This window comes from Embleya sp. NPDC005971 (genome assembly GCF_040629175.1).
In the GTDB taxonomy this organism is placed as follows: Bacteria; Actinomycetota; Actinomycetes; order Streptomycetales; family Streptomycetaceae; genus Embleya.
In genome coordinates this window covers 33,566-48,578 of the sequence record NZ_JBEXUX010000026.1, presented here as the reverse complement: position 1 = coordinate 48,578, position 15,013 = coordinate 33,566, and the positions used below count along the sequence as shown (strand labels likewise).

Below are 15,013 nucleotides of genomic sequence, written 5' to 3'. Positions count from 1 at the left end.
CAACCTGCAGCTGCTTTCGATCCTGGTGGGTTGGACGCGCCCATGGGGAACTCAACTCGTGGCTCCGTTGTCGAGGCCGTGGGCGGGGGGCAGGAGGCCGCGTGCCCCGGTCGGCCAGGACGCCGGCAGCGGGTTCGCCCAAGGGTGGGATGGGGTGGCGCCGAGGGGGACGTCGAAGGCTCGGGCAAGGTATCGGTAGTTGACGGGTGTGGCACGGGTGCTCGGGGTCGAACGCAGGGCGACCTCGGGGATGGTGAAGCAGCCGGGTGCGCTCTTGAAGCGGCTGGTGCGGTGACCGGAGCCGCAACGGTCGCGGGGCAGGGGCGGGCACGTATACACGCTGGATATCGCCACCGGCGCAAGCCGACGGATGGCCGGCAACCACAACAGCCCGACCGCAGCGGGCAGCCCCGGCTCCATACGCGGATCGCAGAAGAGGACGGTCCGGTCGTCGCCTCACCGTCCGTCGCGGACCACCGCCAACCCGCCGACCCGGGTCGTGATGCCCGCCGGCACGCGTCGGGCCGAAGCGAGCACGCCGGCCGGTCGACCGAGGGTGTCACCCTGCTCCACCTCGATCGCGACCGTCCGCGCCCCTGTCGTGTCGAGCAGGTGGGCGGCCAGGCAGCCGGTGCTGTTGGCGTTGGCGACGTCCTCGTCGACACCGATCGCCGGCGCGAACATCCGCGCCGCACCCGGCCGGTCGCCCACCGGCGGTACGTACACGAAACAGCCGAGGAGCCCGTACCGCCGGCACGCCGCCGTCAGCCTGCCGAAGTGTGGGCGGACCCGGAGCAGCGCCGACCGGTCGTGGACCGGTACCAGCATGCGTGGCGCACCGGGCGCGGCGATCCGTGGCACGTCGGTCGGATGCGAATCGTCCGCGGTGAGCCCGAGCGCGGCGACGATCGCGGCGCGCTCGTCCGGTACCGGGTGACGCAGCGCGACGAGGCCCTGGTCGAACCACACCTCGATGCCGGCGGGGCGGCGGATCGCGACGGTGTCGAACGTGCGCCCGCCGGTGTGTTGGCGGTCGTTCGACTCGTCCAGCGCGGTGCGGGTCAACCGGACGGCCTGCGCGGCAACGGTGCCGTGGCCGCAGCCGGACAGTTCGGCGGTGGCGGTGAAGAACCGGACCGGCCGGCCACCGTCCGGCGTCCGCCCCGAGCCCAGGAACGCCGCGTGCGAGGTGCCGGCCGCAGCGGCGACCGCGCGCCGGTCCGCGTCCGTCGCCGCCGGGTCGTCGTCGGTGACAGCCGTGGGGCTGCCGCCCCGGCCGTCGCGCCGCACGCACGCGTCAACCACCGTGACATCCGGCCAGAACATCGACCCACCTTTGATACTCAACGAATCGGCAACCACGAACGGCGTTCCGCCGATGGCCGGACCCGGCCGCAACGGCCCACCGAAGGCGTCCCGGAGCGTACCGTCCTGCCTCGGCCGCTGCCGTCCCGCACCGGATGGTGGATGACGACCGCACCGCCGGTGACGTGGTCGGCGACATCGGCGGCCACCCGCCGGCCCTGCGGCGACACCCGCGCCGCGGCCATGGCGGCGGCGTCGGCGAAGTCGCCTTCGAAGACCGCGAAATACGGCGCTTCTCCCTTGGCCGCCGCCACGTCGAAACCGTAGCGCCACGCAAGCAGCCCGGGCATATTCATGACCAGTAAAAAATGGTTGGTCACGTAGTGGTCGCGGAAGTGGTCAGGGTCGGCAGGCGTGGAATACAGGACCACCAACTGATGCACGACGACCTCCGTCCGGAGACGAGACCATAGCATCCGGGAACCTCCGCCCTCACTGGCGCAAACCCGAGGACCGCTCAGCCTGTTGCCGGTCTCCGCCGTACCTTGGCCGCGCCCCCATCACCCACTTCGGTCTCGCCCTCCCCCGCCCGCCCGACCCGGGCCCGGGGTAGGAGCCGTCCGCAGAACCGGTGTTGGCGTCCGATCCTCCTCGGGCACGGCCGGCGGTCGCCGTGCGCGCGTATCCGGCCTGGAAACACCGAACGCCCACACGGATGGCGCCGATCCGGTATCGATCGAGGAGACCGCCACGAGTGCCCGACCACCTTCGGGAAACGCCGACCGTTGAGCTACGGACACCACGATCTGACCGTGACGTACGAGCCCGCCAAAGACTCAGCCCACTTCGTCCTCTACACCGAGCCCGCAAGCAGCATCGTGGCCCCCCTCAACACCGAGGTTCACATCGGGAGCCACACCCGCTACGTCCTGAAGTAGGCGTGCCGGCTGGCGCGTCGTGGTCCGAACCCCCTGCACACCACGCTCCTGGCCCCCTACTACCGGATCCCGTACAACGCGGAGTTCGGTCTCCCCGTGGTGGCCCGGCATCACCGCACCGACGACGCGAGCGCCCATCACCGCACCTACCGGACGTAGCGAACGCATCGGGGCGACGTTCGTCCACGCGGGCATCGACGTGGCCGCCGCGCCGTTGTTCGTCGGTGCGCGCCGGGCGCAACTCGCCGGATGGGCCGGCCTCATCGAGTGCGGGGCGTTCCCCGCACGGCTCGGGAGACGCAAACCCTTCACGGAGTTGATCACCGGCACGGAAGCCGCCCTCGACCCGAGGGCACACCGGCCCGGGACACCCCCCTCGCCGCCAACCACTGCGAAATCACCGTCGAGAAGGCGGAATTCGGGGTTGCCGTCGGCACGGAGCCCGGCCGACGGAGCGGTCAGCGGATGGGCGTGGCGAGCTCGTACACGATGTCGAGGTAGGTAGAGGCAACCGGGCTCAGGCCGGTGCGCGGCCACAGGAAGCCGTAGTCGATCGGCGGGGCGTCGTGCAGCGGGACGAAGGCCAGGCCCGGGCGGGAGTGGAAGTCCTGGGCGCGCAGTGCCACCGTGCTGACGCCGACGCCCATGCTGACGTGGACCAGTACCTCGGGCCAGAACCGGGTGGCCGGCCCCTGCGGGATCGGCCGGCCGGACGGGGTTGTTCGCGGGAAGTAGTAGTCCATCCAGTATTCGGGGATGTGCTCCGAGGCGATCGTGACCAGCGTCGTGTCGGCAAGGTCTTCCATCGAGACGGAGTCCTTGCCTGCGAAGGGGTGGCCGGCGGGCACCAGCAGTCCGCGCGGCTCGGCGAACATCAGCGGCCCCTGCACGATGTCGGGCTCGGCGATGGGGAACTCGGTGAGCTGCAGGTCCACTTCGCCGGCCCGCATGCGACCGAGCGGGTCGAGGAGTTGGATCTCCTGAATCTCCACCACGCTGTCCGGATGGCGCACGCGGAACAGGTCGGCGGCCCTGACGAGCAGGTTGCCGCACCAAGCCCCGGAGAAGCCGACGCGCACCACGCCCTTGACGCGCACACCGCGGGTCGTGGTGATCGCCTGGGCGAGCCCGGCGGTGATCTGGTCGTACGCGGGGCGCAGGTCGTCGCGCAGCTGCTCGCCGAGCGGGGTCAGCGTCACCTTGCGGCTGTTGCGTACGAACAGCGGTCCGCCGACGCGGCGTTCGAGCTTGCGGATGGTCTGGCTGATCCTGCCGGTTGTGACGTGCAGGCGTTCTGCGGTGCGTCCGAAGTGCAGTTCCTCGGCAAGCGTGAGAAACGCTTCGAGCTCCAGTCTCTCCAGCATGCCCACCCCTTGATCGTTTAGCCGCGCTCAACCCAGCGTGGCGTGGTCGTGCCTTGTTGTACCGCGTGCGGATCTTGCACGCTGAAGGGGCCGCGTCCGACGGACACCCAGGACCTCGGAGCGGCTCCCCCATTGCTGTGAAACGGAGACTTCCGCATGAGCAAAATCGTTGCGGTCATGTACATCACGATGGACGGCGTGGTCGAGGACCCCGCCTGGACCGGCCCCTTCTGGAACGACGAGCACGCCAAGTACCAGAACGGCCAACTGCGCGCCAGCCGCGCCCTGTTGCTGGGGCGCGCGACGTACGAGAGCTTCGCCGAGGCGTGGTCACCGCGCGACGAGTCCGACGAGTTCACCGCGCGGATGAACCACATCCCCAAGTACGTCGCCACCACCACCCTCCAGAGCGCTACCTGGAACGCGGCCATCATCGACGGCGACGTCCTCGAACAGGTCGCCAAGCTCAAGGCCGAGCCCGGTGCCGACCTGCTGGTCTACGGCAGCGTCACGCTTGTCAACACACTGATCGAGCACGACATGGTCGACGAACTCAAGTTGTTCCTCCACCCGGTGACCGTCGGCAACGGCAAGCGCCTGTTCACCGACGGCCTCACCCCGAAGTCCTGGACGCTCGCGGGCACCCAGTCCTTCAGCTCGGGCGCGATCGTCCTCGACTACCGTCCGGCACCGGCGGCCTGACACAGCACCCCGCGCTGCGCACGACGACTGGCCCCGGCACCGGGGAACTCGCCACGAACTCCCCAGTGCCGGACACGGTCGCGCGAATCCCGTCGGAAAACACCACTCCGCTGACGACCGCCGCAGCACCCCACCGGCTCGCGCCCGTCCCGTCTCACGGAACTCCCACCAGAACCCGCCCCCGTCAAGGAGCGCTGCAACCATGCGCAAGATCGTCAACTCCACGTACATCTCCCTCGACGGCGACATCGAAAAGCTCGACCAGTGGTCCTTCGACTACTGGAGCGATGACCTGGAGCGATACGCGCACAGCCTGCTTTTCGCCGCCGACACGCTGCTCATGGGCCGCGAAACCTATGCGAACTTCGCACCCGCCTGGTCGGCACGGGCGGGCGCCGACGCGTTCGCCGACCGCATGAACAGCATCGACAAGTACGTCGTCTCCTCCACCCTGGCCGGCGGCGACTGGGGTCGCACCACCGTCATCCCCCGGGACAAGGCCGTCGCCGAGATCGCCGAACTCAAGGCGCAGCCAGGCGGCGACATCCTGATGTACGGATTCGGGCCGGTCGCCAAGACCCTGCTCGCGCACGGCCTGCTGGACGAGGTGCACTTCTGGGTTCACCCGGTGATCGCCGGCGGCGGAACCCTCGCCGCCGACGGGTTCCGGCATCGGCTCAAGCACACCCGCACCGAAGCCCTCGACACCGGTGTCATGGTCCTCGTGTACACGCCCGCAGCCGAGGCCGCGTCGTCGTAGCCGCGACACGGTCCCACGTGACGGGCGCGCCGCCGACGGATCGGCTGCGCGCCCGTCACGCACCCGGGCCCGGCTCAGCCCTGTGCCGCGTTCCTGAACGGGCCGCCGCCAGACACGCGCCCCGACGGCGCGAGCGTACCGCCGTCCGCTCGCGCTGCGGGCAGGCCGGGAGCGGTATCGCTGACGTGGACGTTCGGACATCGGCTGTCCCAGCCCAGGACGAGTCGGGCGTCGCTGTGTGCGCGCACATGGGCGTTGGTGACCGGTTCCGAGACGGTCGGCAGGACGTCGTCCATCCTCTCCGGCGCGTCCCGCGTCCACACCGGACACGCCAGGTGCTGCCGCGTCCAACCCTGCCCCGCCACACCACCGGCGACGGTAGAGGACCGAGCCCATCCCACCGCGCGCATATCCGCCATGCCGCCTTCTCCCCGTTCACAACCCGAGCAACCGCCCCGCTGCGGCTCCCGGCCCGTCTCCCCGAGAGGGGTCGTGTCGTCCGGGGGGCTCACGTCGAGGTCGCCTCGAGCGGAAGGCGCAGGGCGCTGCGTCCGGCACGCCACGCGGTCAGGATGTGGTCGCCGAGGCGGCCCTCCAGGAACACGGTGGCGGCGATGCCGAAGACGACGTCGGCTGCCAGGTTCGGTTCGTCGGCGAGCAGGCCGGCGACCACCTCGCGACGCACGATCTGCTCGTGGACGGCGTCGGCTTCCACGTGCTCGTCGTAGAAGCGCTCGGCGGCGGGTCCGGCGCCGGTCCGGCGCATCGCCTGGGCCAGTCGGCGTGCGCCGGGGGGCGAAGTCACCTCCACACAGGCGAAGTGACCCACCAGCGCGCCGCGCAGCCCGCGATGCAACCCGAGCAGGGACATCAGGTTCACGGTCGGCAGCACCACGGCGGGCGCCGCGTCCAGGTAACGCCCGTACAGCGGGTCCAGGTCGAGATCGACCATGAGGTCCGCGAACAGTCGGGCGTGGATGTCCTCGGCGCGGCCGGCCCCGAACTCGTCGAACTCGATGGCCACCATGGCCGCTTTCGCCCGACCGCGCAGGCGAGGGATGACCCAGGCGTGCGGATCGGCCTCCTTGAGGTGATACAGCGAGCGCATCGCGGCGTATTCGCGCAACTGCCACAACTCTCCCCGGGTCCGGAGGAAGTGGCTGACGCTGGTGCCGTCGTCCCCCGCCGGCTCGATCAGGAGCGTGGCCAGCGCGTCGTCCACGCTCCGGCCGTCGTGGGCGTGCGCACGCAGGGCGCTGTGGAAGCGTTCCTCGAGGGCGGCACGCAGGCCCAGGAGACTCGGGTCCCACTCGCGGTCGTCGGCCACCCGGGCGAAGCCCCGATAGTGCAACTCGTACAGCGTGTACAGGGCCAGGTGCAGATCCTCGCCGAAGGGATCGGCCCGGGCGACCTCGCGAATCCCCGGGAGTGCCCCTTCCCCGGTCCGCAATGCCGTGATCACGCCCGCGGAGAGGTCGCCGCGCGGTCGCGGCAATGCCGGGGCGGCCTGGGAGGCGGGGGTCGACACGGTCACGCGCGGCCTCCTTCGTCGATCGTCGACGTCTCCGGTTCGGCCGGTGACGGTTCGGCGCCCGCCGTCGCGGTGCGCGCGCGGTGGCTGGTGTCGCACCACGGGTAGGTGCGGCTGCGCCGGCATGTGCAGACGGCGACGACGAAGCGTCGTGATGTGACGACCTCGCCGTTCGGGAGGACCACCTCCACGGGGCCTTCGATCAGGAGAGGACCGTCGCGCTCGGCGGTGATCCGGCGGGGGCGATCAGCGTTTCTCGGCACGGACGACCACCAGTTCCTCGTGATTGTCGTGGAGGCCCACCAGGCCGGTGCGGCGCAGCCAGTCCAGCCGCTCGCGCAGGACCGGACCGAACGGGATGGTCGTGCGGTCGACGATCGCGGCACGCATGCCGGACCGCTCCAACGCACCCAGGGTGGCCTCGGTGTCGCACAGCCCGGAGTGCACCATCAACAGGACACCGGCGGGCCGCAATACGTCGGGGATCGCCGCGCAGATTCGGTCCACCACCGCCCGGCCGCCGAGTCCGGCATCCCACGCGCGGGCGGCGCCGAACTGCGCGACACCGGGCCGGGGCGCGGGCACGTACGGCGGATTGCACACGACGACGTCGAAGCAGTGACCGGCCACGGCCGACAGCAGGTCGCCGCGACGCACGGTGATCCGCCGGCGGGCGAACAGCGCGTTCGCGCAGGTGGTCAGCACGGCGCGCCTGGTGCTGTCGACGGCGGTCACTCGTGCTCCGAGTCGAGGGCTCCACTGCCGGTGCACATGTCCAGAACCCGGCTGCCTTCGCGGACGCCTTCACGGCGCATCGCCTCGGCCAGAAGAAAACTGTCGGACTGGGGGACGTAGACGCCCGGGGCGGTGAGTATCCGGCCCAAGGGGGAGACTGTGACACCGATTGCTGACACGGGAACCTCCGGCAATGCGATGGCACGGCGGATCACCGAATCCATCAGGACGAGCGTCGATGGCGGTGCCGTGACACCGGGCCCGACGCCGGACACCGGCTGCCTCCGGGGAGTCTCGGGCACGGTCGTCGTTTACCGTCGGCGTCGTTCGAACACCGGCCTTCGGCGTTCGGGGCACGCAAAGATCGCTTGCCCGGCCCTGTCGGGTTCATGCGCACCACGTGGGCGGATGTGGCCCCAGGGGCGTGCGTAGCGGCTGTGCCGCGGGCGGCGTCGTGGGTTTCGCCCGGGCACGGCACGGGTGGGTCGGAGGCCGGCTTGCCGGGGTGCGCCGACGAGGACCCGGTGGGGCCCGGGTCCTCGTCGGTGGCACAGCGACAACGGCCGCGGGCTCAGGCCGCGGGGGCGAGTTCGGCGCGGCCGAACAACAGGGCCCAGCCGGTAGGCAGCCGGGTCAGGATGCGGGTGCTGAGGTCGGGGCCGGCGAATGCGGGGCCGGCAAATGCGGGGACGACGGTCGGGACCGAGCCGGTGTCCCAGCGGGCGATGCCGGGGTGGCGCCGGTACGGGCGGCGATGTCACCGCGTCGATACGCTCCGTGTCGATCGTGTCGGCCGGCGCGGGCGTAGGCCCGGTCATGGACTCGCGAACACGCGGCATGGCCGTCGGGTACCCGACGACGGTCCCCGAGCCACGCCCGAACCCGTCCGGTCGACCACGCGCTCGGCGTCGAGGCGGGAAGCGGTGGAACCGATCCGGAGCAACCCGAGCGCGGCATCCGAACTCCGGCGGGGCCGGCCCCCGGCGGTCACCACGGCGACGACACGCGCGTCGGCCTCAGCCGTCGTCGTGTCCGAAGGCGGCCGCGAGCCGCGCCTCCACTTCGGTGAGACCGGTGTGATCGGCCGCCATGGCCACGTAGCGCCAACCGGCGCCGTCGACGGGGCGGTCCGTGTAGAGGATCACGCCTACGCCGGTCTCTGGCCGATAGTCCAACCCCGCCTCGATCAGATGCTCCACCATCGTGTCGAAGGAGCGCGGCGCATCGGCCCGGACGGTGCCGGTGGACCAAGCGGGAGTGGCGTTGCCGGTGAGGCGGGTGACCAGGGCGTGCGGGGTGGTGGTCGCGGTACGCCGCACGTTGCACTCCAGGGCGTAGAGCGTTCCGTCCCGGGTGCAGACCGCGTCCAGGCTGAACGGGCCCCGATAGCCCTCGGCCACCAGGTGCCGCCCCAACGCGAGGGTCCACTCGGTCAATTCGGCGCGGGCGAGGTCCGGGACGTCGTACGGCGGAGACCGGTATCCGGCGAACGCGCCGCCGGTCATCCGCATTTCCCCGTCGAATGGCACCGACACCCGATCCGGTGTGCACTCCCCCTGGGCGCTGACCGCGCGGGTGTGCTCCACGTATCGCTCGACGACCCAGTAGCCGCCCGCGGGTCGACGTGTCTCGTCGAGTCGATCGTCTCGGGTGACGAAGCGCAGACCGTGGCCGCCCGCGGAGCGGTCGGGTTTGACCACCACCCGCTCCCACGCGGCGAGGAGTTCGTCGATCACGCGGGGGAGGTCCGCGCCCGCGCACACGGCCCCGTAGGGCAGGCGCACGCCGAGTCCGGGCGCCACCGCACGAAAGCCGGACTTCGTGTTCAGGTCCGCCACGGTGCGCACGGTCCGGGCCGACGGGCCGCCCGCCTCGTAGGGTTCGATCCCGATGCCCAGGGCGGCGGCAAGCGCGACGCAGCCTTCGTCCAGGGCGGTCGGGAGCAGACGAGGCTGCGGGCGTTCACGCAGGAGCGCGCGCAGCGGCTCCAGCAGGCCGTGCGCGGAGACGGCGTCCGCCATCGGCACGTGGGGGATGTCCGGCACGGTGACGGCGGTCACGCGGTCCTGGGGCATGCCCAGTCGGGTGAAGGCGTAGTGGCAAAAGGACTCGGACAGCGGAACCGGGACCACGAGCACGTCACCGGGGCGGGTGAGCCAGATCGTGCGAGGAGCCTGTTCCGACCACCGGCGCGGAACCGATGCCGCACGCAGGTCGACCGTCAGCGGCGACACGAAGTTGGCGAGGACGACGAGCGTGCGACCGTCCTCGCGTGCGGCGACCATGGCGTACCGCCTCCTCTCGCGTGCTGCGTCCGGCGCCCGGCTGCGGAGGTGGCGCTCAGGCCGAGGCCAGGGTGATGTCGATCCGGCCGAGGAAGTCCTTCAGGTCGTCCGGGGTGCGCGAGGTGATCATCACCCAATTGCCGGTGTCGTCCTGGACGACCGGTTCGTCCAGCCAATGGCCGCCGGCGTTGCGGATGTCCGTCTCCAGGGAGGCGTAGGAGGTCAGGGTTCGGCCCCGGACCACGTCGGCCTCGACCAGGGCCCACGGGCCGTGGCAGATCGCGGCGACGGGCCGTCCCGAGGAGGTGAACGAGTGGACGATGCCGATCGCGGTGTCGTTCAGGCGCAGCGAGTCGGCGTTGAGCGTGCCGCCGGGTACGAGCAGGAGGTCGTAGCGGGCCGGATCGACCTCGGCCAGCGTGAGGGTGGGATGAACGCTCTTGCCCGGGTCCTTGTCGCCGACGAGTGTTCGGATCGGATCCGCCGATACCGCCGCGATGTCCACCTCGGCGCCACGATCACGCAAGTGGCGTGCTGGGACGATCAGTTCGTCCTGCTCCACGCCGTAGTTGGTGACGATCGCCAGGATGCGGCGACCGGTCAGGTCGGTGTCGGACATGGTGTTGGCTCCTTGTCGGCGGTGTTCGGCGACGGTTGCGGTTCCCGGGTGGCCGGGCGTTCGGCCGGCTTCGCCGGCATACGTGTTGCGCGTCCGGGGCGGTTCCGTGGTGGTCGGGCTCGGCGGCTTCCGGCCGGTTGCCCTGACGTGCCGGCGACAAACATCCCCGATCGCGGCGGTCGAGCCTGCGGCGCGCGCCGTGCGGATCCGGGCACCGTGCGGATCCGGGCGCCGTGCGGCCGGGATCAGTCGAGTTCCTTGTGCACGACGTGGATGCTGCCGAGTTCGGTGTCGATCGTGGCGGGGACGAGCAGGCCCGCCCGGACTCCGGAGGTCGGGTAGGCGACCATGGGGGCGGTGAGTCGTTCGCCGGGCAAGGCGGGGATACCCGGTGGGTGGGCGGTCGGCATCTCGGCACCGATGCGGCCGATCGCAGTCGATCGGCCCGACCCCCGCGCAATCCGGTCCCGGAACTCCGACAGCACGCAATCGTCGAAGCCCGGATCGTCCAACTCGAGCCCCGGAGCGTACGGCCGGTCGATCCTGCGACGAACGGCCTTCGCCGACTGGCAATCCGTCGGATTCTCCTCGAACTGCAACGCCGACACCGACACCAGACAGGCCGGCGGCACCGGGCGTCCGTTCGACGAGTACCAGGCGGCGAAGCCCTCGTCGCGAAACACACCCAGTCGATCTCGCACCCCCATCGCCGTCGCCCCGCGAGGATTCGCCGCCCGCGCCCGGGTATCGCCGGTCCACGCCGCTCGGACGGCAACCGATTCCGCCTCGTCGCGCCGCGCAGATGGAGAAGGAAGCAGCAAGGGAGGCGGAACAGGCACGGCCCGACCGAAACAAGGCTGCCGAGCACGTCCGGGGCGTGGTCGGTTGCGCGGTTCGTCCACGACTTCGGCCTCACCGTCACCCTCGTCACGACCGACAACACGGCCGTCGTCGAGCAACGCGCGTGCTACCGCAACCGAAACCAGCCACTCACCCCGGTGCAAGCGAACATCGGAAGCAGAACGCCCGACCGCACACCCACCGACGATGCGACGGCGCCCGGGACCATCCGACGAATCCGGGCGCCGAACACCCGTCAAGTCGGCACACGTGGGGCGGGCCGGCGTCTCGTATGCTGGCCCCGTGGAGCGGGGAAAGCTGATCGCGGACCGTTACGAGCTGATCGGCCGTCTGGGCCGGGGTGGCATGGGGGACGTGTGGGCCGCGCGGGATCGCGTGCTCCACCGTGAGGTCGCGCTCAAGCTGCTGGATCTCGACGGGATTGCCCAGGCCGACCTGTCCCGGCGGTTCGAGCGCGAGGCGGTGGCCGCTGCGCAGATCGTCCACCCCAACGTCGCCGCCCTGTACGACCGAGGCATCCACGACGACGTGTTGTTCCTGGTCATGGAGAAGGTGGACGGCCAGACGCTCACAGCGCGTCTCCGGGCTGAGAGTTCTTTCCCCCTGACGCGTGTCGTGGCCATCGCCGGCGGCATCTGCGCCGCGCTGGAGGCCGCCCACCGGGCCCGGGTCATCCACTACGACATCAAGCCCCACAACGTCATGCTCACCGGCGACGGGCTGGTGAAGGTCATCGACTTCGGGATCGCCGGATTCGTCCAGGCCGCGTTCACCGTGGCCCGCTCCTCCCAACTGGCCCCGGCCGGAACGCCGGAGTTCGGCGCACCGGAGCAGTTCCTCACGGAACGCGGCGACGAACGCTCCGACCTGTACGCACTCGGCGGGATGCTCTTCGCGATGCTCGCCGGCCGGCCGCCCTTCACCGGGCACAACGGCATCGCGGTCGTGCGGCGCAAGCTCGACGAGGAGGCCCCGCCCCTCGACGCGTTCCGCCCCGGCCTGCCGCCGGAGGTGACCACGCTCGTCGCCGAACTACTGGAGCGTGATCCCGACCGGCGTCCCCAGTCGGCACAGGAGGTCCAGCAGCGGCTTCAGGCACTCCTGGCGTCGTGCGCGGCAGCGGAAGCGCTCACCGCCGCGATGCCTCCGACCCCGCGCACCCGCCCGATGGACGTCACGCAGCGCGCGCCTCGGCCGCCCTCTCCCGACTCCTGGGAACGCGCCTCCACCGACGAGACGCCGTTCACCGCGGACGCCCTGCTGCCGCGGCGGTTCACCAACGACATGAGCATCGAGTTCGCGCGGATCGCCGAGGACACCCGCCTCTCCCGTGAAGCTGGCCCCGGCGACCTGGCCGGGGAACTCGCGCGCCGTGACTGTACCGAAGTGGTCGCCGGCGTCTACGTGGAGCAGCCCGGCCCCCACGCCACGCCCGAGAACCCCGTCCACGTCTCCGTCCAGGTCTTCGCGTTCCCCGACGCGGCGACGGCCCGGGACGCGCAGAAGTACCTGGGCGGGGACGTGCGTTGGCGCCTCACCATCTGGAGCGCCCGCGACGGGGGCGGCCTCGCCCCCTGTCCCGACAAGGTCCACCGCAGCTACCGATGGCGGCACAACCAGCGCTTCCACCGCTGCGTGACCGTGGCGATGGCCTACCGCGCCGACCTCACCAACGACGGCTCCATCCAGCCCTGGCTCGCCGCAGCCGCCTGCAGGGCCGCGGTCTCCACCGGGCCGCAGAACTACCACGGCGCCTAGGACGTTTCGTTCGGATCATCCGATCGTCAGGCCGAGTGTGCCGTTGACCGATGTGCACCGGGCGCGGATTTGAGCCGTTGTTGCCGGACCGGACGCCGAGGCAGGGTGACCGCCGGCGGGATCACCGGCAGGTGATCGACGCGATCGCCTTCAAGTTCCGGACCGGGACGTAGTGGGTCCACCTGCCGGAGAGGTACGGCAACTGGAGAGGCGTCTACAACCGGCTGCGGATGTGGGCCCTGGACGGTACCTGGGAACGGGTCTTCACCGCCCTGGTTGCCCGGGCCGACGCCGATGAGGACCTGCGATGGGCGGTCGCGGTCGACTCCACGATCGTGCGTACCCACCAGCGTGCCGCCGGGGCTCGCAAGAAGGGGCCCCGGCGGGCGAGCCGACCGATCACGCCATCGGACGCTCCCGCGGCGGGCCGACCACGAAGGTCCACCTGGTGGCCGACGGCAACTTCCGGCCCCTGGCCTTTGGCCTCACCGCCGGACAGGCCGGTGACGCCCCCGCCTTCGGGCCGGTGATGGCCGCCATCCGCGTCCCACGGACCACCGGGCGTCCCCGCAACCGCCCCGACTCGATCACAAGTGGGTCTTCCGGTCTCGTAACCCCCTCGGCGACACGCTCGTGCGGCTGGTCGAGATGGAGGCTCTGGAACGACGCGAGAACGAGAACGACGACGGGGACGACGAGTTCCGCCGGTGCCCCCAGGGTGTGGCCCGTCCGACGGGATGACGTCGGTGGGAGGGTCCGGCGACCGGTCGCGGCGGCGGCCGCTCCGCACGTCGCGCCCTGCCGGGTCACCGGTGGCGGCTCGGTGTGTCGGCAGGGGTGACGGCCGTGTCGCAACGCCGGGCGGCGCTCACCGTTCGCCGGACCGGGCTCGGGGCGTCCGCGCGGCGAGATCCGGCCCGTGAAAAACCACGCGCCGCCTCACCGGGGTCAAGGCGGCGAGACGTCGTACAAGTCCTCGTCCCACCAACCGGGTTCCGCGTCGTCCTCGTCCGCCTCGACCAGGTCGCGCAGCTCGCCCTCGGAAAGATCGTCCACGCGATCCATGATGACGGGCACGAGAATCCGGAGCATTCCCGAACCCACCGGCGCCCCACCGAGCAGGCCGCCCGCCGACGCGCGGCCTGCGGCGCGGATCTGCGGGAAGGGCGCCGTCCGCCACGGACTCGCCCTGTCCGCGAGTCGGCCCCCGGGGAACCGGACGATCGTTCGCCCGGCTCCGCCGGGTACACGGCTCTCGTGAACGCAAGCGGCGGGCGGCCTCCCCACCCGGGTGCCGATGACGAGGTCGGCGATGCGTGGGAATCGGACCGGCCCCATCGCACGTGCGGTCGGGCCCGTCGGGGTGCCGCCTGGCCGGTGCGTCCGACATGGCCCGGCCGGCTCGCCGAACCACACGTGCCTCGTGGCCCGTTCGCCGCCCACGGTGACCGCGAGGCCCGTCGACGGGCCCCTGCCGGCGAACCCCGGCCCGCACTCGAACAGTCGCCCGGAGCCGAAGCCGATCGGAGGATCAACGCTCAGCCGGGCACACAACCGACGACATACTCACGCGGCCACCACACCCCGATGCACATTCCGCACCGCTACCCACCCCGCCCACCTGCACGCCTCAGGCACACGAGAGCGGCCCGCCTGCCGTCCGGTTCGCCGACCGTGGCGCACGGCCGACCGACGGCCGTATCCGCCCTGAAGCAAAGGCAGTTCCGAGCACACGGTTCCTCGGCCGACGGCATCCGGTGGGCCTGGCCGAATCGGGGTCGTTCCCGTCCCCGCTGTCGCCTCCGCGCCGCGCCCGGACCGTCTCCTCGAGCGTGCGGAGAGTCTGTGTACGTCGTGACGGTGGTGGTTGGAGCACCGACGACCCGCGGAGGAGCGCCCCCGTTGATCCCGCGCACGCCTCGGACCGGCGACGCGGATCCGGGCCTTCCGATCGCCGACCGGGCGTGATCCCTCCGATAGAGGAGGCCGTCGCACCACGGAGAGGTTGCACATGGCACGGCTTCGACGTCTCGACATGATTTCGATCCGAGTGCCGACGCCCGATCGCCGGCCCCTCCGTTTCCTGCGCGCTCCAACGGGCAGCCAATGGTTGCGGGGTGCGCGCAACGCGTGTCCCGCGGTACCAATGCGACGG

Annotated in this window: 12 protein-coding genes and 3 pseudogenes; 4 read left to right on the top strand and 11 right to left on the bottom strand. The window is 71.2% G+C overall.

Translation table 11 applies throughout. The annotated features are described in order from the left end of the window. Nucleotides 1-456 precede the first annotated feature (456 nt). Together ABZ374_RS23115 and ABZ374_RS23110 are read right to left on the bottom strand one after the other, a co-directional pair. Complete coding sequence (locus ABZ374_RS23115; RefSeq protein ID WP_360313951.1) at nt 457-1,326, bottom strand: PhzF family phenazine biosynthesis isomerase; 870 nt, start codon at nt 1,324-1,326, stop codon at nt 457-459. Nucleotides 1,327-1,343: 17 nt separating this feature from the next. Then, a complete protein-coding gene (locus tag ABZ374_RS23110) occupies nt 1,344-1,748 on the bottom strand; it encodes an EthD family reductase (RefSeq protein ID WP_360313949.1) in 405 nt (134 codons plus the stop codon). A gap of 342 nt (nt 1,749-2,090) precedes the next feature. On the opposite strand from ABZ374_RS23110, the gene ABZ374_RS23105 reads away from it, so the two are divergent. Continuing rightward, nucleotides 2,091-2,243, top strand: coding sequence for a hypothetical protein (locus ABZ374_RS23105; RefSeq protein WP_360313947.1), 153 nt, complete (start codon nt 2,091-2,093; stop codon nt 2,241-2,243). A 458-nt stretch (nt 2,244-2,701) separates the two neighbouring features. Here the strand turns inward: ABZ374_RS23105 and ABZ374_RS23100 are convergent, their stop codons facing one another. Further along, nucleotides 2,702-3,607 carry a LysR family transcriptional regulator gene (locus ABZ374_RS23100; protein ID WP_360313946.1) on the bottom strand — a complete coding sequence of 302 codons (906 nt, stop codon included), beginning with the start codon at nt 3,605-3,607 and terminating at the stop codon, nt 2,702-2,704. A 156-nt stretch (nt 3,608-3,763) separates the two neighbouring features. Between ABZ374_RS23100 and ABZ374_RS23095 the strand changes: the two genes are divergently transcribed. Both ABZ374_RS23095 and ABZ374_RS23090 read left to right on the top strand, forming a co-directional pair. Then, nucleotides 3,764-4,309, top strand: a complete 546-nt coding sequence (locus tag ABZ374_RS23095) for a dihydrofolate reductase family protein (protein WP_360313944.1) — start codon at nt 3,764-3,766, stop codon at nt 4,307-4,309. 202 nt (nt 4,310-4,511) lie between these two features. After that, nucleotides 4,512-5,069 (top strand): dihydrofolate reductase family protein, encoded by a 558-nt coding sequence (locus ABZ374_RS23090; RefSeq protein ID WP_360313942.1) that lies wholly within the window; start codon nt 4,512-4,514, stop codon nt 5,067-5,069. Nucleotides 5,070-5,143: 74 nt separating this feature from the next. Here the strand turns inward: ABZ374_RS23090 and ABZ374_RS23085 are convergent, their stop codons facing one another. The 8 genes and pseudogenes from ABZ374_RS23085 to ABZ374_RS23050 all read right to left on the bottom strand — a co-directional run. Next, a complete protein-coding gene (locus tag ABZ374_RS23085) occupies nt 5,144-5,365 on the bottom strand; it encodes a hypothetical protein (protein WP_360313940.1) in 222 nt (73 codons plus the stop codon). A gap of 212 nt (nt 5,366-5,577) precedes the next feature. Next, a complete protein-coding gene (locus ABZ374_RS23080) occupies nt 5,578-6,603 on the bottom strand; it encodes an iron-containing redox enzyme family protein (RefSeq protein ID WP_360313938.1) in 1,026 nt (341 codons plus the stop codon). Next, nucleotides 6,600-6,863 carry a CDGSH iron-sulfur domain-containing protein gene (locus tag ABZ374_RS23075; protein WP_360313936.1) on the bottom strand — a complete coding sequence of 88 codons (264 nt, stop codon included), beginning with the start codon at nt 6,861-6,863 and terminating at the stop codon, nt 6,600-6,602. Before ABZ374_RS23075 ends, ABZ374_RS23080 begins: the two co-directional genes overlap by 4 nt. Further along, a pseudogene (locus ABZ374_RS23070) lies at nt 6,847-7,559 on the bottom strand (methyltransferase). Before ABZ374_RS23070 ends, ABZ374_RS23075 begins: the two are co-directional and overlap by 17 nt. 347 nt (nt 7,560-7,906) lie before the next feature. After that, nucleotides 7,907-8,094 (bottom strand): annotated as a pseudogene (locus ABZ374_RS23065) (DUF2267 domain-containing protein); the annotation flags it as partial. A gap of 257 nt (nt 8,095-8,351) precedes the next feature. Then, the gene (locus ABZ374_RS23060; RefSeq protein WP_360313934.1) at nt 8,352-9,620 is read right to left on the bottom strand and encodes a peptide ligase PGM1-related protein; all 1,269 of its coding nucleotides are present in this window, start codon (nt 9,618-9,620) and stop codon (nt 8,352-8,354) included. 55 nt (nt 9,621-9,675) lie between these two features. Further along, entirely contained in the window at nt 9,676-10,239 is a 564-nt protein-coding gene (locus ABZ374_RS23055) for a type 1 glutamine amidotransferase domain-containing protein (RefSeq protein ID WP_360313932.1), read from the bottom strand. A gap of 455 nt (nt 10,240-10,694) precedes the next feature. Further along, a pseudogene (locus ABZ374_RS23050) lies at nt 10,695-10,979 on the bottom strand (transposase); the annotation flags it as partial. A gap of 403 nt (nt 10,980-11,382) precedes the next feature. Between ABZ374_RS23050 and ABZ374_RS23045 the strand changes: the two are divergent. After that, entirely contained in the window at nt 11,383-12,858 is a 1,476-nt protein-coding gene (locus tag ABZ374_RS23045) for a serine/threonine-protein kinase (protein ID WP_360313930.1), read from the top strand. Nucleotides 12,859-15,013 lie beyond the last annotated feature (2,155 nt).